Origin of the sequence: Halomonas sp. PBN3 (assembly GCF_000475415.1) — a bacterium.
GTDB classification, from domain to species: domain Bacteria; phylum Pseudomonadota; class Gammaproteobacteria; order Pseudomonadales; family Halomonadaceae; genus Halomonas; species Halomonas shengliensis.
In genome coordinates this window covers 61,156-82,954 of sequence record NZ_AXCA01000157.1, presented here as the reverse complement: position 1 = coordinate 82,954, position 21,799 = coordinate 61,156, and the positions used below count along the sequence as shown (strand labels likewise).

Annotated in this window: 21 protein-coding genes; 11 read left to right on the top strand and 10 right to left on the bottom strand. The window is 70.0% G+C overall.

The window, feature by feature from the left end; translation table 11 throughout:
* The first annotated feature begins 48 nt into the window (after positions 1 to 48).
* The 5 genes from purB (at position 49) to Q673_RS27080 (ending at position 5,742) form a co-directional block, all read left to right on the top strand.
* Positions 49 to 1,413 (top strand): adenylosuccinate lyase, encoded by a 1,365-nt coding sequence (gene purB, locus Q673_RS27100; protein WP_031218086.1) that lies wholly within the window; start codon positions 49 to 51, stop codon positions 1,411 to 1,413.
* A complete protein-coding gene (locus Q673_RS27095) occupies positions 1,410 to 2,585 on the top strand; it encodes a cupin domain-containing protein (protein WP_023005837.1) in 1,176 nt (391 codons plus the stop codon). The genes purB and Q673_RS27095 overlap by 4 nt, the downstream gene beginning before the upstream one ends.
* A 70-nt stretch (positions 2,586 to 2,655) precedes the next feature.
* Positions 2,656 to 3,093, top strand: coding sequence for a GNAT family N-acetyltransferase (locus Q673_RS27090; RefSeq protein ID WP_023005836.1), 438 nt, complete (start codon positions 2,656 to 2,658; stop codon positions 3,091 to 3,093).
* A 319-nt stretch (positions 3,094 to 3,412) separates the two neighbouring features.
* Positions 3,413 to 5,005: an isocitrate lyase gene (locus tag Q673_RS27085; protein ID WP_023005835.1), complete on the top strand. Its 1,593-nt coding sequence runs from the start codon at positions 3,413 to 3,415 to the stop codon at positions 5,003 to 5,005.
* A 269-nt stretch (positions 5,006 to 5,274) separates the two neighbouring features.
* On the top strand, positions 5,275 to 5,742 hold the full coding sequence (locus Q673_RS27080) for a glycine zipper 2TM domain-containing protein (protein ID WP_031218085.1): 468 nt from the start codon (positions 5,275 to 5,277) through the stop codon (positions 5,740 to 5,742).
* Between the two features lie 117 nt (positions 5,743 to 5,859).
* Here Q673_RS27080 and Q673_RS27075 read toward each other — a convergent pair whose 3' ends face one another.
* Positions 5,860 to 6,141: a hypothetical protein gene (locus tag Q673_RS27075; protein WP_023005833.1), complete on the bottom strand. Its 282-nt coding sequence runs from the start codon at positions 6,139 to 6,141 to the stop codon at positions 5,860 to 5,862.
* A gap of 217 nt (positions 6,142 to 6,358) precedes the next feature.
* Between Q673_RS27075 and Q673_RS27070 the strand changes: the two genes are divergently transcribed.
* Positions 6,359 to 6,841 carry an FKBP-type peptidyl-prolyl cis-trans isomerase gene (locus Q673_RS27070; RefSeq protein ID WP_023005832.1) on the top strand — a complete coding sequence of 161 codons (483 nt, stop codon included), beginning with the start codon at positions 6,359 to 6,361 and terminating at the stop codon, positions 6,839 to 6,841.
* A gap of 78 nt (positions 6,842 to 6,919) precedes the next feature.
* Here the strand turns inward: Q673_RS27070 and Q673_RS27065 are convergent, their stop codons facing one another.
* From Q673_RS27065 to Q673_RS27055, 3 genes are all read right to left on the bottom strand, one after another.
* Positions 6,920 to 8,113 (bottom strand): MFS transporter, encoded by a 1,194-nt coding sequence (locus Q673_RS27065; RefSeq protein WP_023005831.1) that lies wholly within the window; start codon positions 8,111 to 8,113, stop codon positions 6,920 to 6,922.
* A 39-nt stretch (positions 8,114 to 8,152) separates the two neighbouring features.
* Positions 8,153 to 8,782 (bottom strand): C40 family peptidase, encoded by a 630-nt coding sequence (locus Q673_RS27060; protein WP_023005830.1) that lies wholly within the window; start codon positions 8,780 to 8,782, stop codon positions 8,153 to 8,155.
* Positions 8,783 to 8,997: 215 nt separating this feature from the next.
* Positions 8,998 to 11,463 carry a DUF1266 domain-containing protein gene (locus Q673_RS27055; protein ID WP_023005829.1) on the bottom strand — a complete coding sequence of 822 codons (2,466 nt, stop codon included), beginning with the start codon at positions 11,461 to 11,463 and terminating at the stop codon, positions 8,998 to 9,000.
* A 201-nt stretch (positions 11,464 to 11,664) separates the two neighbouring features.
* Here Q673_RS27055 and Q673_RS27050 point away from each other — a divergent pair, with 201 nt between their 5' ends.
* The 5 genes from Q673_RS27050 to Q673_RS27030 all read left to right on the top strand — a co-directional run bounded on the left by Q673_RS27050 (position 11,665) and on the right by Q673_RS27030 (position 17,144).
* Entirely contained in the window at positions 11,665 to 13,110 is a 1,446-nt protein-coding gene (locus Q673_RS27050) for an NAD-dependent succinate-semialdehyde dehydrogenase (RefSeq protein ID WP_023005828.1), read from the top strand.
* Positions 13,111 to 13,141: 31 nt separating this feature from the next.
* Entirely contained in the window at positions 13,142 to 14,434 is a 1,293-nt protein-coding gene (gene gabT, locus Q673_RS27045; protein ID WP_023005827.1) for a 4-aminobutyrate--2-oxoglutarate transaminase, read from the top strand.
* A gap of 176 nt (positions 14,435 to 14,610) precedes the next feature.
* Positions 14,611 to 15,207 carry a hypothetical protein gene (locus Q673_RS27040; protein WP_023005826.1) on the top strand — a complete coding sequence of 199 codons (597 nt, stop codon included), beginning with the start codon at positions 14,611 to 14,613 and terminating at the stop codon, positions 15,205 to 15,207.
* Between the two features lie 206 nt (positions 15,208 to 15,413).
* Complete coding sequence (locus tag Q673_RS27035) at positions 15,414 to 16,745, top strand: sulfite oxidase (RefSeq protein ID WP_023005825.1); 1,332 nt, start codon at positions 15,414 to 15,416, stop codon at positions 16,743 to 16,745.
* Between the two features lie 9 nt (positions 16,746 to 16,754).
* Complete coding sequence (locus tag Q673_RS27030) at positions 16,755 to 17,144, top strand: hypothetical protein (RefSeq protein ID WP_023005824.1); 390 nt, start codon at positions 16,755 to 16,757, stop codon at positions 17,142 to 17,144.
* 78 nt (positions 17,145 to 17,222) lie between these two features.
* Here Q673_RS27030 and Q673_RS27025 read toward each other — a convergent pair whose 3' ends face one another.
* From Q673_RS27025 to Q673_RS27000, 6 genes are all read right to left on the bottom strand, one after another.
* Positions 17,223 to 17,579: an alcohol dehydrogenase catalytic domain-containing protein gene (locus tag Q673_RS27025; protein WP_023005823.1), complete on the bottom strand. Its 357-nt coding sequence runs from the start codon at positions 17,577 to 17,579 to the stop codon at positions 17,223 to 17,225.
* 81 nt (positions 17,580 to 17,660) lie between these two features.
* Positions 17,661 to 18,521: a DUF2797 domain-containing protein gene (locus Q673_RS27020; protein WP_152527097.1), complete on the bottom strand. Its 861-nt coding sequence runs from the start codon at positions 18,519 to 18,521 to the stop codon at positions 17,661 to 17,663.
* Positions 18,505 to 18,789 (bottom strand): YeaC family protein, encoded by a 285-nt coding sequence (locus Q673_RS27015; RefSeq protein WP_031218084.1) that lies wholly within the window; start codon positions 18,787 to 18,789, stop codon positions 18,505 to 18,507. Before Q673_RS27015 ends, Q673_RS27020 begins: the two co-directional genes overlap by 17 nt.
* A 27-nt stretch (positions 18,790 to 18,816) precedes the next feature.
* Positions 18,817 to 19,671, bottom strand: a complete 855-nt coding sequence (locus Q673_RS27010; protein ID WP_023005820.1) for a rhomboid family intramembrane serine protease — start codon at positions 19,669 to 19,671, stop codon at positions 18,817 to 18,819.
* A 171-nt stretch (positions 19,672 to 19,842) separates the two neighbouring features.
* Complete coding sequence (locus Q673_RS27005) at positions 19,843 to 20,847, bottom strand: metallophosphoesterase (RefSeq protein ID WP_023005819.1); 1,005 nt, start codon at positions 20,845 to 20,847, stop codon at positions 19,843 to 19,845.
* Position 20,848: 1 nt separating this feature from the next.
* Complete coding sequence (locus Q673_RS27000; protein ID WP_023005818.1) at positions 20,849 to 21,763, bottom strand: NAD(+) kinase; 915 nt, start codon at positions 21,761 to 21,763, stop codon at positions 20,849 to 20,851.
* Positions 21,764 to 21,799 lie beyond the last annotated feature (36 nt).

The window sequence follows — 21,799 nt, the reverse complement described above, 5'->3', positions numbered from 1 at the left end:
ACCACGATGCCCCACGTCCTCACGAACCGGAACACGCCCATGCACGCCCTGCCCCTGTCCGCCCTTACCGCCCTCTCCCCCGTCGACGGCCGCTACGGCGCTAAGGCCGAACGCCTGCGCGAGCACTTCAGCGAATTCGGCCTGATCCGCGCCCGGGTCATCGTCGAGATCCGCTGGCTCGAGCGCCTGGCCGAGCTGCCCGGCGTCACCGAGGTACCGCCGCTCTCCGCCGAGGCCACCGCCTTCCTCGAGGGGCTGATCCGCGACTTCTCGGTGGCGGACGCCGAGCGCATCAAGACCATCGAGCGCACCACCAACCACGACGTCAAGGCGGTGGAGTACTTCCTCAAGGAGCGCATCGCCGAGGTCCCGGAGCTGCACGCCATCACCGAGTTCGTGCACTTCGCCTGCACCAGCGAGGACATCAACAACCTCTCCCACGGCGTGATGCTCACCGACGGCCTCAGGGCCCTGCTGCCGGTGATGCACGAGGTAGCCGACCAGGTCGCCCGCCTGGCCCAGGAGCACGCCGCGCTGCCGATGCTCTCGCGCACCCACGGCCAGACGGCGAGCCCCACCACCCTGGGCAAGGAGATGGCCAACGTCGCCTACCGCCTGCGTCGCCAGCTCAGGCTGATCGAGGGGGTGGAGATACTCGGCAAGATCAACGGCGCGGTGGGCAACTACAACGCGCACCTCGCCACCTACCCGGAGGTGGACTGGCAGGCCAACGCCCGCACCTTCGTCGAGGGGCTGGGCCTGACCTTCAACCCCTACACCACCCAGATCGAGCCCCACGACTACATCGCCGAGCTGTTCGACGCCGTGTGCCGCTTCAACACCGTGCTGATCGACTTCGACCGCGACGTCTGGGGCTATATCTCGCTGGGCTACTTCAAGCAGAAGACCGTCGAGGGCGAGATCGGCTCCTCCACCATGCCCCACAAGGTCAACCCCATCGACTTCGAGAACTCCGAGGGCAACCTGGGGCTCGCCAACGCGGTGCTCGGTCACCTGGCCCAGAAGCTGCCGATCTCGCGCTGGCAGCGTGACCTCACCGACTCCACGGTGCTCAGGAACCTGGGCGTGGGCCTGGCCTACGGCCTGATCGCCTACGAGGCCGCGCTCAAGGGCATCGGCAAACTCGAGGCCAACCCCGAGCGCATCGCCGAGGATCTCGACGCCAGCTGGGAGGTACTGGCCGAGCCGATCCAGACGGTGATGCGCCGCTACGGCATCGAGAAGCCCTACGAGAAGCTCAAGGAACTGACCCGCGGCAAGCGCATCGACCAGGCCGGCTTGGCCGCCTTTATCGACACCCTGGCGCTGCCCGATGAGGTCAAGGCCGAACTCAAGGCGCTGAGCCCGGCGACCTATATCGGCAACGCCGAAGCGCAGGCGAGGAGCCTATGAGCCCCGACACTCCGCTGGCCATGCTCGGCGGACTCACGCCGGCCGAGTTCCTGGGCGATGTCTGGCAGCGCCGGCCGCTGCTGATCCGCGGCGCCTTCGCCGACTTCGAATGCCCGCTCTCCCCCGACGAGCTCGCCGGGCTCGCCTGCGAGGAGGGCATCGAGGCGCGCCTGGTGGAGGAGCGCGGTGCGGATGGCCCCTGGCAGGTGCGCCACGGCCCCTTCGACGAGGCCACCTTCGCCGCCCTGCCCGACCGCGACTGGACCCTGCTGGTGCAGGCCGTCGACCACTATGTGCCGGAGGTGGCCGAGCTGCTCGAGCGCTTCGCCTTCCTGCCCCGTTGGCGGCTGGACGACGTCATGGTCAGCTACGCCCCGTCGGGGGGCAGCGTCGGGCCCCACGTCGACCAGTACGACGTCTTCCTGCTTCAGGGCATGGGGAGCCGCCGGTGGCAGCTGGGCGGCCGGGTCGCGGATGATGCCGCGATCATCCCCGGGATCGACCTGCGCATCCTCGAACGCTTCGAGGTGGAGGCCGGCGACGACTGGGTGCTGGAGCCGGGCGACATGCTCTACCTGCCCCCGGGCTGGGCCCACCACGGCGTCAGCCAGTCCGACGACTGCCTGACCCTCTCGGTGGGCTTCCGGGCCCCCTCGGCCGACGAGGCCATCGTCTCCTTCGCCGACTTCCTGGGTGACAAGCTCCCCGACTCGCTGCGCTACGCCGACGCCGGCATGGCCCCGCCCGTCGATCCCGGCGAGCTCGATGACGCCGCCGTCGAGCGCATGCGCCGTCTGATCCTCGACACCCTGGACGACCCCACCCGGCTCGCCCAGTGGTTCGGCCGGGTGATGACCCAGCCCAAGTACGCCGACCAGCTGGTGGCCAACGAGACGCCCACCGACCCGGCAGAGCTTGTCGCCGCACTACAGCAGGGCGAGGTGCTGGTGCGCACCCCGGGCTCCCGCTTCGCCTGGCATGCCCTGGGCGAGGGTCGCGCCACCCTCTTCGCCGATGGCGATGGCGCTGAGTGCGCGCTGCCACTGGCCCGGCTGATCGCCTCCCAGGCGGTGCTGGATGCCGAACTGCTGACCCACGAAGGGGCCGATGCACTGCTCGCCGCGCTGCTCGACGCCGGCAGCCTGGCCTGGGCGGATGAGCTCGAAGAGTAGCAAGGCGCAAGGCGCAAGGCGCAAGGCGCAAGGCGCAAGGAAATCATGATCCAACCGGGAGCTGCTTATCATGCAAAGGGATACCGTGGAGATTCGCGAGGGTAGCTGGGAGGCGCTCGGGGCCCAGGCCACCGAGATCCGCCACTTGGTCTTCATCGAGGAGCAGGGGGTCTCCCGGGAGGAGGAGTGGGACGGCCGTGATGGCGAGTGCCACCACTTCCTTGCCCTCCTGAATGGCCGGCCGGTGGGCACCGCCCGCCTGCTGCCGGATGCTCATATCGGACGGGTCGCGGTGCTCGCTGGGGCGCGCGGCCACGGCATCGGGGCGGCGCTGATGCACACCGCCATCGAGGCCGCCCGCCGCCATGGCCACCCCGGCGTGGAACTCGCCTCCCAGACCCACGCCCTGCCCTTCTACGAACGCCTCGGCTTCGTGGCGCAGGGCCCCGAGTTCCTCGACGCCGGCATACCGCACCGCAATATGCGCCTCTCGCTGACCGGCGAGTGAGCCCCCTTCCCCGGATTCAAACGAAAAACCACTACAGGATGGCCCATCGAGGGGCTCTCCTGTAGTCGAGCTACAACCCTCTCTTCCCCTAAGGGGCAATTGTTGCCCCGCGTGGGCGTGGGCCATAGTGCCAGTCAAGGCGAACGCGGAAGCGCTCGTATCGGGATCCCCCACCGGTCTCATACGTTCGTTTCAAATTCGCCAAGCTTCGACCAAGGCAGCAGAGACAGGCCGCCAGGGATCGACGAACCTGACTTCACTTCGCAGGTGCAGCATTTACGGCACCGGCAAGCGTCCCACACCGAGAGAGGATGGCCCCATGTCATACCAGGAAGATATCAAGGCACTGTCGCAGCTTCGTGAAGCCATGCGTGGCAAGTGGGCGGACATCAGCCCCGAGAACGCCGCCCGCATGCGTGCCCAGAACCGCTTCAGGACCGGCCTGGACATCGCCCGCTACACCGCGAAGATCATGCGCGAGGACATGGCCGCCTACGACGCCGACGCCTCGCAGTACACCCAGTCGCTGGGCTGCTGGCACGGCTTCATCGGCCAGCAGAAGATGATCTCCATCAAGAAGCACTTCGGCACCACCAAGCGCCGCTACCTCTACCTCTCCGGCTGGATGGTCGCCGCCCTGCGCTCCGAGTTCGGCCCCCTTCCCGACCAGTCCATGCACGAGAAGACCGCGGTCTCCGGGCTGATCGAGGAGCTCTACACCTTCCTGCGTCAGGCCGATGCCTGGGAGCTCAACCACCTGTTCCGCGCCCTGGAAGAGGCCAAGGCCGCCGGCGACGCCGCCAAGGTGGCCGAGCTCGAGGCCCAGATCGACGACCACGAGACTCATGTGGTGCCGATCATCGCCGATATCGACGCCGGTTTCGGCAACGCCGAGGCCACCTACCTGCTGGCCAAGAAGATGATCGAGGCGGGCGCCTGCTGCATCCAGATCGAAAACCAGGTCTCCGACGAGAAGCAGTGCGGCCACCAGGACGGCAAGGTCACCGTGCCCCACGAGGACTTCCTGGCCAAGATCAATGCCGTGCGCTACGCCTTCCTGGAGCTGGGTGTCGACGATGGCGTCATCGTCGCCCGCACCGACTCCCTGGGCGCCGGCCTGACCCAGAAGATCGCCGTGACCAACGAGCCAGGCGACCTGGGCGACCAGTACAACAGCTTCCTCGACGGCGACGTGATCGAGAAGGCCGAGGACATCAACAACGGCGACGTGGTCATCAAGCAGAACGGCCAGCTGGTCAAGGTCAAGCGCCTGGCCTCCGGCCTCTACCAGTTCAAGCCGGGCACCGGTGAGGATCGCGTGGTGCTGGACTGCATCACCAGCCTCCAGAACGGCGCCGACCTGATCTGGATCGAGACCGAGAAGCCCCACGTCGGCCAGATCGCCGGCATGGTGAACCGCATCCGCGAGGCGGTGCCGGACGCCAAGCTGGTCTACAACAACAGCCCCTCCTTCAACTGGACGCTGAACTTCCGCCAGCAGGTGTTCGATGCCTGGCAGCAGGAGGGCAAGGACGTCTCCGCCTACGACCGCGCCCAGCTGATGAGCCCGGAGTACGACGGCACCGAGCTGGCCAGCCTGGCCGACGAGTGGACCCGCAACTTCCAGCGCGACGCCTCTCGCGATGCGGGCATCTTCCACCACCTGATCACCCTGCCCACCTACCACACCGCGGCCCTCTCCACCGACACCCTGGCCAAGGGCTACTTCGGCGACGAGGGCATGCTGGCCTACGTGGAGGGCGTGCAGCGCCGCGAGATCCGCGAGGGCATCGCCACGGTCAAGCACCAGGACATGGCCGGCTCCAACATCGGCGACGACCACAAGGAGTTCTTCCACGGCGAGGCGGCGCTCAAGGCCGGTGGCAAGGACAACACCATGAACCAGTTCTGAGCCCGAGGCTCGGAGAACGCAGGGACGGCATCGCCCGGCGATGCCCGCTAGCCCGGGGAGGCCATGGCCTCCCCTTTTTCGTGCCCGCCGCCAAGGATGCACTTTCCTTGACACTTCATCGGGCTAGAATGGACGGTACGCAGCGAGGCTGGCCAACGCCCGTGTGGCCGGCTAGAATCCGCGTTACTGAACAGTGTTCACTAATTCGACAGGATGTCCCGAGCCGCGGCTCGTCACGAATGCCCCCTGGAGGTCATGCCATGATTGCCATGAAACGTCTTCTTCCCGTGGTCGCCGTCGGCGCCCTGACCCTGGCCGGCTGCGCCAACACCGCCCCCATGGGCGGCAACGTCTACAGCAGCAACCAGGTGGGCGCGGAGCAGACGGTACGCTTCGGTACCATCCAGGCCCTGCGTCGGGTGCAGGTCCAGGCCGACAGCCGCGCCGGCGGCATCGTCGGCACCGGTGGCGGCGCGGTGATCGGCGGCCTGCTGGGCAACCAGGTGGGCGGCGGCTCCGGCCGCACCCTGGCCACCGCCGCCGGCGCCATCGCCGGCAGCGTGGCGGGCAGCAAGATCGAGGAGTCCGCCAACCGTGTCGACGCCTGGGAGATGGAGATCCGTCGCGACGACGGCATCGATATCGTGGTGGTGCAGAAGGCCGACCAGGCCTTTCAGGTGGGTCAACGCGTGCGCCTGATCGGCAGCGGCCGCAACGTCACCGTCGCCCCTTACTGAGATAAAGGCTGAGGGGCACGGCTCGGCCTCCCGAGCCTGCCCCAGGCACGTCACCATCCGAGAAAGGCCCGCGGATCGCTCCGCGGGCCTTTCGTCCTTCTCGGCTGACGGATGGCGTCAGTGCAGGTCCACCTTGTCCATCGCCCAGCCACCGAGCTTGACGGCGACCAGTGCCAGCACGCCCAGCAGGATGGCGGTGAGCAGCACGTCCACCGGGCGCACGATGGTGGTGGCCCCGAGTACCGCCAGCGCCAGGCTCCAGACCAAGGCGTTGTCACCGTCGGTCTTCATGGCACGGGGCAGCAAGCAGTCCAGGCTGGCGCTCAGCGAAGGCCAGCGCTTGAGGGCGAGGGCGAGGATCGCGGCGAAGGCGATCAGCCAGATCACGACTTGGGCCATGGGAATCTCCAGATATCGAGTGGGGGAATCGGGGAAGAATCGGGTGGCGGTAGGTTATCCCCGGCACCCGGGCGACGCAACCATCCGAAGGTCGCCGCCCCGGGTGAACGCCACTCAGGATACCCCCGGCCATCCTGAAAATGCCCCATCGCCCCTGACAGCGCGACGGTCGGCACGTTACCATGCGCCTGACATGCACTCACCGAAAGGTTCATCAATGCAGATTGCGCAGAATTCCGTTGTCGCGTTCCACTACACCCTGACCAACGATGCAGGTGAAGTGCTGGACAGCTCGGAAGGTCGCGAGCCGCTGACCTATCTCCACGGCGCCGGCAACATCATTCCGGGCCTCGAGAAGGAGCTTGAGGGCCGCGCCGCCGGCGACAAGCTCAACGCCACCGTGACCCCGGCCGAGGGCTATGGCGAGAAGCAGGACCAGCTGGTGCAGGAAGTGCCGCGTGACGCCTTCCAGGGCGTCGAGAGCATCGAGCCCGGCATGCAGTTCCAGGCCCAGACCCAGGGCGGCCCGCTGATGGTCACCGTGACCAAGGTCGAGGGTGACACCGTCACCGTCGACGGCAACCATCCCCTGGCCGGCCAGACCCTGAACTTCGACGTCGAGATCGCCTCGGTGCGCGAAGCCAGCGAGGAAGAGGTCGAGCACGGTCATGTGCACGGCGAGGGTGGCCACGAGCACTGAGTCACTCAGTGAGCGACACCGCATCGTGAAGGGGCAGCCGATAGGCTGCCCCTTTTACGTGTGCATGCCGGTGACGAGTCAGCTGGCGGCGGCACCCTCCGGACGCCGCCGCCACAGCCAGATGGCGATGGACAGCGTCACACCCAGCACCAGCCAGGAGCCGAGCGCGATGCCCGGCCAGCCGCCCAGCCCCCAGAAGGGCTCCAGCCAGAACACCCCCAGGCTCGCCCCGGTGTAGTAGAACACCAGGTAGAGCGCCGAGGCGCTGCCGCGGGCCCGGCGGGCGTTGCGCCCCACCCAGCTCGAGGCCATGGAGTGAGCGACGAAGAAGCCGAAGGCGTTGATGGTAAGCCCGGCCAGGATCACCGGCAGGCGGTCGGACAGGGTCACCAGGGTGCCGGCCATCAGGATCAGGATCCCCATCACCATGCAGGCCGGCTGGGAGAGGTGGCGCACCAGGCGCCCGGAGAGCGACGAGCCCAGGGTGCCGCCCAGGTAGGTGAGGAAGATCAGGCCCAGCAGGGTGGCACCGAGCTCGAAGGGGGGCTCGGCCAGGCGGAAGGTGAGGTAGCTGTACTGGTTGATGAAGATCAGGAAGTTGAGCCCGCCGAGCAAGTAGGCGGCCAGCAGCGCCGGGGTGCGCAGATGCGCCGCCAGGTCGGCCAGGGCCCCGGCGAGCTCGAAGCGCCGCGGGGTGAAGCCCCGCGACGGTGGCAGCAGCCGCCAGAACACCGCCACCCCCACCAGGGTGATGGCGCCCACCGCCAGGAAGCTCGCCGTGCTGCCGCCGATCTCGGCCATGCCGCCCCCCACCACGCGCCCGCTGATCCCTCCCAGGGTGTTGGCGCCGATATACAGGCCCACGGCGGCCAGCATGGCATCGGGCTCGAACTCGTCGCCCATCCAGGCGATGGCCACCGCCGGCAGGCCGCCCAGCACGAAGCCCTGCAGCGTGCGCAGCACCAGCAGGGTCTCGAAGTTGGGTGCCAGGGCCAGGGCCAGCGAGAGCACGCCGGCGGCGAACAGGGTCAGGCGCATGATGCCGCCGCGGCCGATGGCGTCGGAGAGCGGCCCGAACACCAGCAGCGAGGCCGCCAGCGCTAGGGTCGCCACCGACATCACCAGGCCCACCACCAGGGTGGAGACGCCATAGGCCTCACGCAGGTCCGGCAGCAGCGGCTGGGGGGCGTAGAGGTTGAGGAACACCAGCAACGAGCCCAGGCTCAGCGCCAGAGTGGCCCGCCACCAGGCGGCGGTGCGCATGCGGATCATCGCAGCCCTCGAGGCGGCCGGGCGGGACGGGTGGCGAGGTCAGGCATCGCCGCTGTCGAGCAGCCGCTGGGCCAGGCGGGTCGGCTCCAGGGTGCGCCTGGCCTGCCAGAAGTGCCGGCGCCAGTAGTGGTTGTCGAGCTCGGAGATCATCACCCCGCGCGATGAGGAGGCGTGCAGGAAGCGCCCCTCGCCGAGGTAGATGCCGACATGGTCATAGACCCCGGGCGGGCGAAAGAACACCAGGTCGCCGGGGGCCAGCTCGTCCCGCTCCACGGCCCGTCCCTGGCGCACCTGCTCGCCGGTGGTGCGCGGCAGCGTGACGCGGAAGGTCTCGGCGAAGACGTTCTGTACCAGTGCCGAGCAGTCGACCCCGCCGAAGCCGCTGCCCCCCAGGCGGTAGGGCGTGCCGGCCCAGCGCTCGTGCTGGGCCAGAAGGGCCTGCTTCACCAGCGCCGGCGGGGGGTTGTCGAGGCGGCGTGCCTCGAGGATGGGGTTGTCCACCGGCGACATCATGGGATCCCAGCCGCCGGGCAGGCCGGGGAGCTCCCGGGCGAAGTAGGGGGCATCGGCGTCCCGGGAGGCCTGCTCCCGCGGCGTGGAAGCACAGCCGGCCAGTACCAGAAGCGACACGACAACCAGCAGGGCACGACTCGCGTCGGTGACCACCATTCAAGCGACCTCTTCCCTGAGCCGCGCCCGCCGGCATCGCGTGTTGGGCGGGGAGCATCGCTGTGGCAGTGGCGCCGGGGCAACCGGTAACACTGCCAGAGCGGCCTGTCGGCGACTCGCTGTGATCCCAGGCTCCCGACAGGTGGAGCCACATCTTCGCTGCGACGACTATAAACCAGCCCCGCGGGCCTGACGAGCCCGCGGGCGGTCCGGCGTCAGTGCAGCAGCCGGGCATCCCCCGGCAGGGTATCGATATGCAGCGGCGCCCAGTGGCGCGGGCGTGCGCCCGGGAACTCCAGGCTCGCCCAGGGCCCCGCCAGGGGCGGGGCGGCGGCGAGCCAGGCCACCAGCGCCTGGCGCAGGCCGGCCAGGAAGCTCTCGCGCTCTGGGGTCTCCCCCATGAAGAAGGAGAAGCCGGCGTAGAGCCCGCGGGCGTAGGCCTCCCAGCCCGAGTAGTGGCGTGCGGCGAGGGCGTGGGCGCGCTCCAGCACCCGCGCGAAGGCGGCGCTCTCCAGCCACCCCAGCTGGCGGGCGGCGATGGCCAGGTCCACCGCCTGGGCCAGGTCCCAGGCGGTGAGGTCGGTATCGTTGCAGCCATCCTCGTTGTCGCGCACCCGCTGCAGGCGCAGCAGGTGGGTGTGCTCCTCGTCGCTGCACTCGCCGCTCTCCAGGGTGGCGATCTCCGAGGCGAGGCGCGCGGCGTTCAGCGTGTAGGGGGCGTAGTTGATCTGGTACTCCTGGCGATCGCCCGCCTCCAGCAGGTACTCCAGGAACTCGGCCAGCTCCTCGGCGGAATGCAGGCCGTAGTGGCCGTCGATCCACTCGCGGATCGCCACCGCCTCGCGCTCGCTCTCGCGGTGCGGCAGGCTCCAGGGCGGGCTGTTGAGCGGCCCCACCAGCGCCAGCGCGGTGAACTGGGAGAGGCGCGGCCGGGGCCCGGGCTCGCGCCACTCGTCCTGGCGCCAGTCGAGCCAGTGGAACAGGCTGCCCGGGTCCTCCAGGTGCCAGGCAATCTCCCGGGTCAGCGGCGGCTGTCCCTCCTCCGGCAGCAGCGCATCCCAGCGCGACCACGCCTCCAGCAGGCGGCGGGCGTCGGGGTAGAAGCGGCACAGCGAGCCGCGCAGTGCCTCGGCCAGCGCGGCGAGTTTCCCGGGGTCGAAGGCCTCGCTGTCCAGCGCCATCTGCAGGTAGAAGGCGTACTTCTCGGCCATGTGGATGGTGGCCGCGTGACGGCTGGCCTGGCGCAGGCCGTCACGCACCGCCAGCGCCGCCGGCTCGGGGGCTCCGAAGGGGGTCTCGGCGGGGGGCAGCGCCCCATGGGCGGCATCGGCGGCGAGCTGGTTGAGGTGGTGGGCCTGGGCCGGTAGCCAGTAGCGCACCAGCGCCTCCACGCCCTCGTCGGCGTGCAGCTCCAGGGTCTCCTCGAGGTAGCGCCGGGCATCCTCGCGTCGCGCCGGCTCCACCGCCACCGCCGGCCCCTGGCGGGCGGCCAGCTCGGGCTCGCGCACGCTGGCCAGTGCCAGCACCCAGTGGCGCGGGTCGGCGCGCCAGGCGCGGATGGCCTCGCGGGCCGGCGCCAGCTCGGCCTCCTCCACCAGCCCCTGCAGCGGCGTGCGCCAGGGGCTGACCGGCGACTGCAGCAGCAGGCGCCAGTCGGCCTCGAAGGCCGCCAGCCGGTTGCGCCCCTCGAAGAGACTGCGGCCCCGCTGGTAGGCCCGCGCCAGCGCCGACCAGTCGCTGTAGCGGTGCTGCACCAGGTCGGCGGCATGCAGGGCGAAGGCCTCGGCCTCCTCGGCCGCGAGCCAGCCCAGGCAGGCGCCGGCCCAGGCCAGGTCGACCAGGCGCAACCAGTCCCAGGCCGCCCACTCCAGCGGCTCGCCCTGCGCCAGGAAGGCCAGCAGGGTGCGGCCATAGCGGCGCTCGTCCCCCTCCAGTCCCTCGCACCAGGCGACGGCGGCGTCGTGGTCCAGGCCCAGCAGGCGGCTGGCGTCGAGGTCCCAGCCCTGGCGGTCGCCCTGAGCGGCAAGCCACAGCAGGGTCCGCAGCAGGTCGTCGCGGTCGCGTACCTGCCAGGACCCATCGAGCCACTCGTGAAGGCCTGCCCAGTCCTGCTCACCCGCGGGCAGCGCCAGCACCGGGGCGAAGCCGGCCCGCAGCCGCCAGGCCCGGGCGCCGCCGGCCTCGGGCCATGGCGGCTCGGGACGGTCATGCACCGCCAGCCACTCCCCCAGGCGCTCCCAGGTGACGCCATCGCCCTCGTGCTCCAGCACCGAGAGCGCCTGGCAGGCCTCCAGAAAGCCGTCGTCGCCGTGGACCCAGCCCTCGGCGCTGCGGGCATGGCGCAGCGCCTCCAGCCAGGCGTCCAGGTCGCGGTGGTGGGCGGCGATCTCGCCGGCCAGCCAGTGCCCCCAGGCCCGCGCCTGCTCAAGCGTCAGCCAGCCGGCGGCGCCGGCCAGGGCGGTCAGCTCCAGCGCCCCCAGCAGGCGGGCCGGGTCGGCCCCCGCGCCGCCCTCGCCCAGGGCCTCCAGCAGCCGCCAGCCCAGCTCGCCACGATCGGGAACCGCCAGGGCCACGAGGCGGTCGCGGGCCTGCTGCGGGTCCACGCCGAGCGGGTCGGGGTCGAAGGCCCAGTCGCACAGTACCAGCTGCTGGGCCCACCAGGCGTTGAGGGGATCGATCAAGGCGCACCTCGCGTTCGCGTCGCATGAAGCCGCGGCAGGCGGCGGTTTTTCGGCGCCATAGTGTAGCCGAAAGCGTCGCCCGCGCCGATGGGCAGGGCCACCTTTCCAGGCTTGCCTGGCCGGGCGCCGGAGAGGCTTGGCGAGTCGTTTGAAATAATGCACACTGCGTCAAATATGACAACAACATCCCCGGAGGACCCCATGGCCGAGCTGCCCGACATCCTGATCCCTAAGGCCCTCATCGCCGGCGAATGGCGCGATGCGGCGACGCGCTTCGCGGTCACCGACCCGGCCAGCGGCGAGGTGCTGGCCGAGGTGCCCGACCTCGACGCCGAGGCCACCCGCGATGCCGTGGCCGCCGCCGAGGCCGCCTGGCCGGCATGGAGGAAGCGCACCGCCAAGGAGCGCGCTACCCTGCTGCGTGCCTGGTACGACGCCCTCATGACCCATCAGGAAGACCTCGCCCGGCTGATGACCCTCGAGCAGGGCAAGCCGCTGGCCGAGGCCCGCGGCGAGGTGGCCTATGGCGCCTCCTTCGTGGAGTTCTACGCCGAGGAGGCCAAGCGCATGGCCGGCGAGACCCTGCCCAGCCACGGGGTCGACAAGCGCATCCTGGTGTTCCGCGAGCCGATCGGCGTGGTGGCGGCCATCACCCCCTGGAACTTCCCGCTGGCGATGATCACCCGCAAGTGCGCCCCGGCGCTGGCCGCCGGCTGCCCGGTGGTGATCAAGCCCGCCGAGGCCACGCCGCTGACCGCCCTGGCGGTAGCGCGCCTGGCCGAGCTGGCCGGCTTCCCTGCCGGGGTGATCAACGTGGTCACCGCAGCCCGCCCGGCCGAGGTCGGCGAGGTGCTGACCACCGACCCGCGGGTGCGCAAGATCTCCTTCACCGGCTCCACCCCGGTGGGCAAGAGGCTGCTGGCCCAGTGCGCCGGCACCATCAAGAAGGCCTCCATGGAGCTGGGCGGCAACGCCCCCTTCATCGTCTTCGACGACGCCGACCTGGACGCCGCCGTGGAGGGCGCCATCGCCTCCAAGTACCGCAACTCCGGGCAGACCTGCGTGTGCACCAACCGCCTGCTGGTGCAGGCCGGCATCTACGACGCCTTCGTCGAGAGGCTGGCCGCCCGGGTCGCCGAGCTCCGGGTGGGCAGTGGCCTCGAGAAGGGGGTGGTCCAGGGGCCGCTGATCAACGCCGCTGCGGTGGAAAAGGTCGAGGCGCACATCGCCGACGCCCTGGCCAAGGGCGGCCGCCTGGTCACCGGCGGCAAGGCCCACGCCCTGGGTGGCACCTTCTTCGAACCCACGGTGATCGCCGATGCCAGCGAGGAGATGCGGGTCGCCCGCGAGGAGACCTTCGGCCCGCTGGCACCGGTGTTCCGCTTCGAGACCGAGGAGCAGGCGATCGCCATGGCCAACGCCACCGAGTTCGGCCTCGCCGCCTACTTCTATGCCCGCGACTACCGCCGCATCTGGCATGTGATGGAGGGGCTGGAATATGGCATGGTGGCGGTGAACGAAGGGATCCTCTCCACCGAGCTGGCCCCCTTCGGCGGCGTCAAGGAGTCAGGCCTCGGGCGCGAGGGTTCCCACCACGGCCTGGATGAATTCACTGAACTAAAATACGTGTGTGTCGGCGGCCTGTGAGCGACCGCCACCCAACCACCCAGGAGGCCACATGACTAACGCTGAACTCAACGACCTCAAGAAGCGCTATGTCGCCAACGGCGCCGCCAGCCCGGCGACCCAGTTCGCCGACCGTGCCGAGAACGCCCTGATCTGGGACGCCGACGGCAACCGCATCATCGACTTCGCCGGCGGCATAGGCGTGCTCAACATCGGCCACCGCCATCCCAAGGTGGTCGAGGCGGTCAAGGCGCAGCTCGACAAGGTGATGCATACCTGCCAGACCGTGATGCCCTACGAGGGCTACGTGAAGGTGGCCGAGCGGCTCAGCCAGGTCACCCCGGTGCGCGGCGACGCCAAGGTCATGCTGGCCAACTCCGGCGCCGAGGCGCTGGAGAACGCGGTCAAGATCGCCCGCGCCGCCACCGGCAAGAACAACGTGATCTGCTTCGACGGCGGCTACCACGGCCGCACCTTCATGACCATGGCCATGAACGGCAAGGTCGCCCCCTATGCCGCCGACTTCGGCTCCATGCCCGGCAACGTCTTCCGCGCCCCCTACCCGGTACCCTACCACGGGGTCAGCGAGGAGGAGGCGATCCGCGGCCTGAAGATGGCGCTCAAGACCGACGCCAACCCGCGCGACACCGCGGCCATCGTGCTCGAGCCGGTGCTCGGCGAGGGCGGCTTCTACCCGGCGCCGGCCAGCTTCCTCAAGGCGATCCGCGAGATCTGCGACGAGCACGGCATGCTGATGATCATCGACGAGGTGCAGTCCGGCTTCGGCCGCACCGGCAAAATGTTCGCCATCGAGCACAGCGGCGTCGAGCCCGACCTGATCACCATGGCCAAGAGCATGGCCGACGGCATGCCGATCTCCGCCGTGGTGGGCACCGACGTGCACATGGACGCCTCCGGCCCCAACTCCCTGGGCGGCACCTACACCGGCAGCCCGGTCTCCTGCGCCGCGGTGCTGGCGGTGCTGGACGTCTTCAAGGAGGAAGCCATCCTCGAGAAGAGCCAGGCGCTGGGCGAGAAGCTCGGCAAGCGCTTCGAGAAATGGCAGCAGCAGTTCGACTGTGTCGACAACGGCCGCCACATGGGCGCCATGGCCGCGGTGGACATCGTCTCCGACAAGGCCAAGCACACCCCGGACGCCGACCTGGCGGCGGCGCTGTGCAAGCGCGCCCGCGAGAAGGGGCTGGTCCTGCTCTCCTGCGGCCTCTACGGCAACACCATCCGCTTCCTGATGCCCGTCACCATCGAGGACGAGGTGCTGGAAGAGGGCCTGGCCATCGTCGAGGAGTCCCTCAAGGAACTGGTGGGCCAGCCCGCCACCGCCTGATCCCGGCGACCTCGCCCGACCTCACCGCCCGGCCATGTACCGGGCGGTGCTCGTTGGGCTCGGCGAATCCAGTCACGTCACTCGAGGCTAATCCGGCGCCTCTCGCTTGGGAACGAGACTCTTGCCAGACCACCGCCCAGCCGGAAAGATGACGACGACCACCGCGAGGCCATAGCGTGATACTCAGAACCCTCTCCCTGCTGCGCTCCCTCCAGGGCGCCCGCGACACCGCCGACGAGGCCCGGGGCCGCGTGCAGCAGGCCAGCGACTACCGATGGCTGCGCGACCAACTGCGCCACGGCGCGGTGGTCGACGAGGCGGCACGCCTCGCCGACGGCACCCCGGCGCTGGCCATCGCCCTCGCCTACCCGGCCACCGCGAAACGCCTGGCCGGCGGCCACTGGCCAGAGGCCCCCGAGGCCCGCGAGCGCTGCCACGTGGCCGGCAGCCACGCCTGCCGCGCCGCCGGCGCGCCGGCCTACCGCACCCTGGAGAGCCTCTCGCGGGGGGTCGCGGAGGGCGCCATCGCCGTGCTGCGCGACGCCGCCCGCTTCCAGTACCTGCTGGAGCGCGACGCCCTCGAGCTCGCCTGGCGGCGCCCAGAGCGCCTGCCGGCCGGCCTCGCCGCCGCCCTGCCCGCGGCCTCCGGCGCCAGCGGCTGGTTCCTGCTCACCCTGCGCGTCCCCGGCACCCAGCCGCCGCCCCGTCTCGGCGGCGCCTGGCTCGACGAACGCCTCGACCGCTACCGTCGGATCCTGCCCCACTCCGGCTGAGCGGGCACCCCGCCACGCCCTCGCCCTGCCGTTCGCGGCACGCCCCCAGCGCCGCGTCACGCATGCGGCAAATTGCCGACACCCTGCTACGCTGGAATAACGTAAGACGCGAGTGACGGACGACTCCGGCCAGACAATCACACCAGACAATCACAACAACGGCTCGGCGCCAGGGAAGCCGGTGCCTGCCCGCCAGGAGCAGTGCCATGACGAAACTCCCTCCCGACACCCGGACCCGCGGCATCCACGAGCTCTACGCCAAGGATCCCGAGACCGCGGATCGCCTGCTATGGGATCGCGAGGTCGACCCGGTGACCCGCCGCGGCTTCCTCAAGCGCTCCAGCCTGCTGGCCATGGCCGCCGCGGTGGGTGGCTCCATCCCCTTCGCCGACCGGATGCCCGGTGGCCTGATCCCGGCGGCCCTCGCCCAGAGCGAGGAGCCCTTCACCCTGGAGGGCAAGGAGGGGCTGACCGTCCTCAACGACCGGCCGATCAACGCCGAGACCCCCGCCCACCTGCTGGACGATGACATCACCCCGGCGAAGCACATGTTCGTGCGCAACAACGGCATCCCGCCCGAGGTGGAGAGCATCGACGCCGATACCTGGGAGCTGGAGATCGCCGGCGAGTCCTGCGCCAACCCCCAGACCTTCACCATCGCCGACCTCAAGGAGCGCTTCGAGCACCACACCCTGCAGCTGCAAGTGGAGTGCGGCGGCAACGGGCGCAGCGAGTACGTGCCCTCGGCCAGCGGCAACCAGTGGACCACCGGCGCGGTGGCCTGCCCCACCTTCACGGGGGTGCGCCTGCGCGACGTGCTGGAGGCCTGCGGGATCAAGGAGGACGCCGTCTATATCGGCTACTACGGCGCCGACCGTCACGCCAGCGGCGACCCCAACAAGGAGGCGATCTCGCGTGGCGTGCCCATGGAGAAGGCGCTGGAGGACGAGTCGCTGATCGCCTGGTCGATGAACGGCGAGGATATCCCCTACCTCAACGGCTACCCCCTGCGGGTGGTGTGCGGCGGCTGGCCGGGCTCGGTCTCCGGCAAGTGGCTCAAGCGCATCGTGATCCGTAACCAGAAGCACGACGGCGCCAAGATGGGCGCCCCCTCCTACAGCGTGCCAAAGCACCCGGTCGCCCCGGGCAGCGTGGTGCCCGAGGAGGACTTCGTCACCATCCAGTCGATGCCGGTGAAGTCGCTGGTCACCTTCCCCAAGTCCGGCATCGACCACGCCCTGGGCGAGGCGATGACGGTGCGCGGCCACGCCTGGGCCGGCGACCTGGCGGTGAAGGAGGTGCATGTCTCCATCGACTTCGGCGCCACCTGGCAGAAGGCCGAGTTGAAGGAAGCCCCCAACCGCCTGGCCTGGCAGCGCTGGACCACCAGCGTGGAGTTCCCCGAGCCCGGCTACTACGAGGTATGGGCCAGGGCCACCGACGAGCAGGGGCACTCCCAGCCCATGGTCGTCCCGGGCTGGAACCCCAAGGGCTACCTCAACAACGCCTGTCACCGCATCGCGGTCCAGGTGGCCTAGGAGGTTCCCATGACGCCGTTACAGACGCTCGCCACGGCCTCCCTGGGGCTGGCCCTAATGACCCTGCCGCTGGCGGGGATGGCGCAGGAGGCACCGGAGAGCGACCCAGAGACCGGCCTGGTGATGGCCGAGGGGTGGGAGACGGTGCGCAGCAACTGCACCGCCTGCCACTCGGCCAGCCTGGTGACCCAGAACAGCGGGACCCGCAACCACTGGGAGTACCTGATCCGCTGGATGCAGGAGACCCAGGGGCTCTGGGAGTTCCAGGAGGAGACCGAGGCCACCATCCTGGACTACCTGGCCGAGTACTATGGCCCCAAGGAGGACACCCGGCGCCCGGCGCTGCCCCGCACCCTGATGCCGGACAACCCCTACCCCACCGTCGCCGACTCCGGCTGACGCGCCACCCACCCACCGACGCGACCAGGCCCCTTGCGAGGGGCCTGGTCGGCGTTCAGGGTCAGGGCGGGGAATCGCTCAGGGAATCAGCACCGCCGCCCCGGAGAGGCGTCCCTCGCGCAGGTCATCGAGGGCCCGGTTGGCCGCCTCCAGGGGGTAGGCGCGGGTCTCGGTGCGGATCGGCACCTCGGGGGCCAGGGCCAGGAACTCCTCGCCCAGAGCAGTGATCTCGCCGACCACCTCGTGGCCGGGCACCAGCGGCAGGCGCGGGTCGGGCAGCTCGCCGTCCACCACGTGCAGGTCGGTGCGGCACACCCCACAGGCCAGCACCCTGAGCTGCACCTCGCCGCGGGCGGGCTCGGGGCGCGGCAGGGTCTCCAGCCGCAGCGGCTGGCCGGGGGCGTGCAGGCGCATGGCGCGCATGGTATCGCTCATCGGGCGTCTCCTGTCGACGGGTCCTGTCCACGGATCCTGTGCACGGACCCTTGGGACTCAGCCGACAGGATAGCCGAAGCGTCAGGCGACGACCCTGACCTCGTACCCGGTGTACTTGCGCAGGTTGATCACACCCGTGTCGAGGATCAGGTACTGGCCCTTGAGGCCCAGCAGGGTGCCGCCGACCTCTGGGGTCTGATCGAGGTTGTGGGAGACCACCTTGGTGGGGTACTCGAGCACCGGATAGGCGAGGCACACCGGGGCTTCGTCCAGCACGCGGATGGCGTCAGCGCCGAAGCGTTCCTGCAGGCTGGCGAGACCGCTCTCGAGGCGAGCCAGCAGGCGATCACGCTCGGCGGGCAGGTCGAGCTCGGCGGCCTCGCCCTTGAGCATGGCGCGCCAGTTGGTGCGATCCGAGACCGCCTCCTTGAAGAGCATCTCCACGAAGCCCGACTGCTGGCGGGTATCCACGGCGAAGATCGGCAACGCCTGCACCGCGCCCTGGTCGAGCCAGCGGGTCGGTACCTGGGTCGCCCGGGTGATCCCCACCTTGAGGCCCGAGGCATTGGCCAGGTAGACGACATGCGGCTGGAAGCAGTGGCGCTCGGCCCACTCGGGTTCGCGGCAGGTGCCCGCGAAGAAGTGGCAGGTCTCCGGCTTCATGATGCAGGTGTCGCACTGGGCCAGCGTCTTGAAGCAGGGGTAGCAGTAGCCCTGGGCGAAGCTCTTCCGGGTCGCCCGGCCACAGTGGGTACAGGCGATGGCCCCGCCCCAGGCAAGGGAGAGCGGCTTGCCGAGTCGTTCGTTGAGGTCGAGGCGCGACGCGCCGGCGCGCAGGGTATAGCGGGCGGGCTCACCGCCCTGCCCCGGGGCGATCGCCATCTTGGTCAGGCAGCCCGTTACCTCGGCGGCGGCGGCGATGGACTCAGTCACGGCCGGCATCCCTGGCCAGGCCCGCCAGGGCGGGATCGACGTTCGCCCCGCTGCTGGCGCCACCACAGGTGCGCCGCTCCAGGTAGCCGACCCGCTCGCTCTCGGGCACCTGGTTCTCCACCTCATAGCGCATCACCGCCTCGAGGCAGAGCTCGGTCTGCTCGCGGGTCAGCATCCGCCCGTCGGGCCACTTGCGCAGGGAGACCGCCTGCTTGAGGCTCTGGTAGATGGCCGGGGTCATCTGCTGGATCATGCGCTCGAAGGTCATATCACTCATCGTCAATCTCTCCACGGGGTCGAGGCGTCAGCGCCGCCGGCGGGCGCGCGCGGAATAGTACCAGCCCAGGGCCAGGCCCACGACCAGCCCGCCCAGGTGGGCCTCGTTGGCCACGTTGCCGAAGCCCACCGCGCCGGCCATGTCGGTCATGGTGAAGACCATCCAGCCGAGCATGAATACCACCAGCATCTGGGGCACGAAGAAGCCGCTGCCGGGCAGGCGCCGTGACATCAGCCAGACGTAGCCCAGCAGGGCGAAGTCGACACCGGACATGCCGCCGAACAGTGCGGTGCCGGCGGCGTACTGGGCCAGGTTGCCACCGATACCGGCGGCGACGACCAGCAGCAGCATCCGCCCGCTGCCCTGCAATGCCTCCACCTGGCGACCGAAGTACCACAGCCACAGCATGTTGAAGATCAGGTGCATCCAGCCGAAGTGCAGGAAGGCCGGCGACAGCAGCCGCCACACCTGGCCCGCCGCCAGCGCCTCGGCCAGGGTGCCCACCGCCAGCCCACCCTCGGGGCTGATGCCCAGCGGCACGATCGCCAGCAGCGCGATCACCAGGTCGCCAAGGATCGCCATGGCGGCGAACACCGCCAGGCACAGCCCCAGGGTGGCGGCGGTGAGGGGCGCCTGGCGCAGCACCGGCGCCAGGTCGCCGCCACGGCGGGTGGAGCGCGACGCAGGGGCGTCGGGCAGCGGCTCGCCGCGCTGCCAGCGCCCCACCACCTCCCGCAGCGCCTCCTGCTGGTTGGGGTCCGCCAGCCAGAGCATCTGCCCCTCGGCCTCCTCGGTGATGCGATGGCCGATGCGCGCCGCCCACAGGGCACGGCGCAGCTCGCGGGTGTCGGCATCGGCGGGCAGCAGCATCACGCGGTACATGGCATCACCTCGCGTCCCCGCCGCGCCAGGCGCGATGACGGACACACAGAAAAAATCCGGCGGAGTGGGCCGCCGGACAAGAGCAAGGGATCATTCAAGGGAACACCTACTCAGATGGCGGACGGCACCGGGAGTTCAGCCCCCGGCCCGATAATTTTGTAACGGTTTGTATCAATCGAGATCGATCTCCCAGGGCTGAGGCCTCACCCGCTCCTCGCGCGGCACCCGCAGCCACACGAAGCGGTCGGCATCCAGGCGACGCTCGCCGCTCCAGCGATAGGCCACCAGGCGCCCGAACTTCACCGCGCTGTAGTCCAGGCAGGCGATGTTGGGGGCGGGCAGCGCCGGGACCCCCTCGCACCAGTAGTGGCCGATGAACAGCGGGGGCTCCTCGGCGCCATAGTGGCTGAGGCGCGCCCGCTGCTCCTCGGTCAGCGGGCGCTGCTCCAGGTCGCCGGGCAGGTTGTCGGGCTGGAACACCACATCGCCCCAGGTCTCGGGGTGACGCGCCCAGAAGTGGGCACGGAAGCTGCGCCGGGTGAAGCCGTCGCCGGAGTGGATTTCCACCCCCAGCGGCAGGGGGATCTGGGTGCCACGGGTCAGGCGGTCGAGGATGCGGAACGCCGAGGTGCCGGGCGCCGTGGACTCCACCAGGAAGGCCTCGTCCAGGCAGCCATCGGGGCGGCGCTTGCGGAGCTCGTCGATCAGCGACTGGTCCCAGCAGGCGTGCACCACCCGCAGGCCGTCACGCTCCAGGCAGAGCGGGATCTCCATGAACCAGGCCAGCGCCTCGTCCCACTCCTGGGGGTGGTCGCGGTACTGGTCGAGGGTCTCGCGGATCAGGCGGTTGTTGCGCGGGGTATGCGCCCGCAGCCAGTCGCGCCCCAGGCCGGCGGGGGCACGGTGGCAGTAGGTCAGGGCGTTGTATTCATGGTTACCCATGACGATATGCGCCTCGCCCTCCTCGACCATGCGCCGGGCGATCTGCACCGCCAGGCGGATGCGCGGCCCGCGATCCACCAGGTCGCCGAGGAAGATCACCCGGCGCCGCGGGTGGCGGTAGACGCCGCCGCGCTGGTGGTAGCCCAGCTTCTCCAGCAGCGCCGCCAGGGTGGCGCCGCAGCCGTGCACGTCGCCGATCAGGTCGTAGCCTTCGAGCCTCGCCCGGTGGTTCACGTCAGTCTCCCAGGCGATGGCTCCAGCCCAGCTTGCTGCGCAGGACCTCGTAGAAGTTGTGGCCCACCGGGTGTACCAGGTGCACCGTGTGGGGCTTGCGGCGGATCACCAGGACGTCGTCGGGCTTGGCCACCGCCCGGGTCTGGCCGTCGCAGCTGATGTGCGGGTAGGTCTGGTTGGTCTCGCCGATATGGATGCGGATCTCGCTGGCGGCATCCACCACGATGGGGCGGCTCGACAGGGTGTGCGGGAACATCGGCACCAGGGTCAGCACGTCCAGCCGCGGGTGCATGATGGGGCCGCCCCCGGAGAGCGAGTAGGCGGTGGAGCCGGTGGGGGTGGCGACGATCAGGCCATCGCTGCGCTGGCTATAGACGAACTGGCCATCGAGGAACAGCTCGAACTCGATCATGCGCACCGCCTTGCCGGGGTGCAGCACCACCTCGTTCAGGGCATCGCCGCCGCCCATGGGGGTGTCGTCACGGTAGAGCTCGGCGTCCAGCAGGAAGCGCTCCTCCACCTCGTAGTGGCCGTCGAGCACCTCGCCGACCCGCGTCTCCAGCTCATCGGGGGAGATATCGGTGAGGAACCCCAGCCGACCGCGGTTGACCCCCAGCACCAAGGTGCCGCTGTGGCACAGGGTCCGTGCGGCCCCCAGCAGGCTGCCGTCGCCTCCCACCACGATCACCAGGTCGCACAGCTCGCCGAGCATGCGGCGGCTCGCCTCGGGGTGGCCATGGTCGAGCAGCACCGTGGCGGTGCGGTCCTCGATAATCACGTGCAGGCCGCGCGTCTCGAGGAAGCGCAGCAGCCGCTTCAAGGTCTCGACCACCTTGGCGCTGCCCAGGCGGCCGATCAGGCCGATGTTGCGGAAGGACGCCGCGCGCCCCTCGGGGGGTGTCTGTGGGGATGGCATGCCGGGGCCTCTCGCATCGCAGCAGGACATTATGGC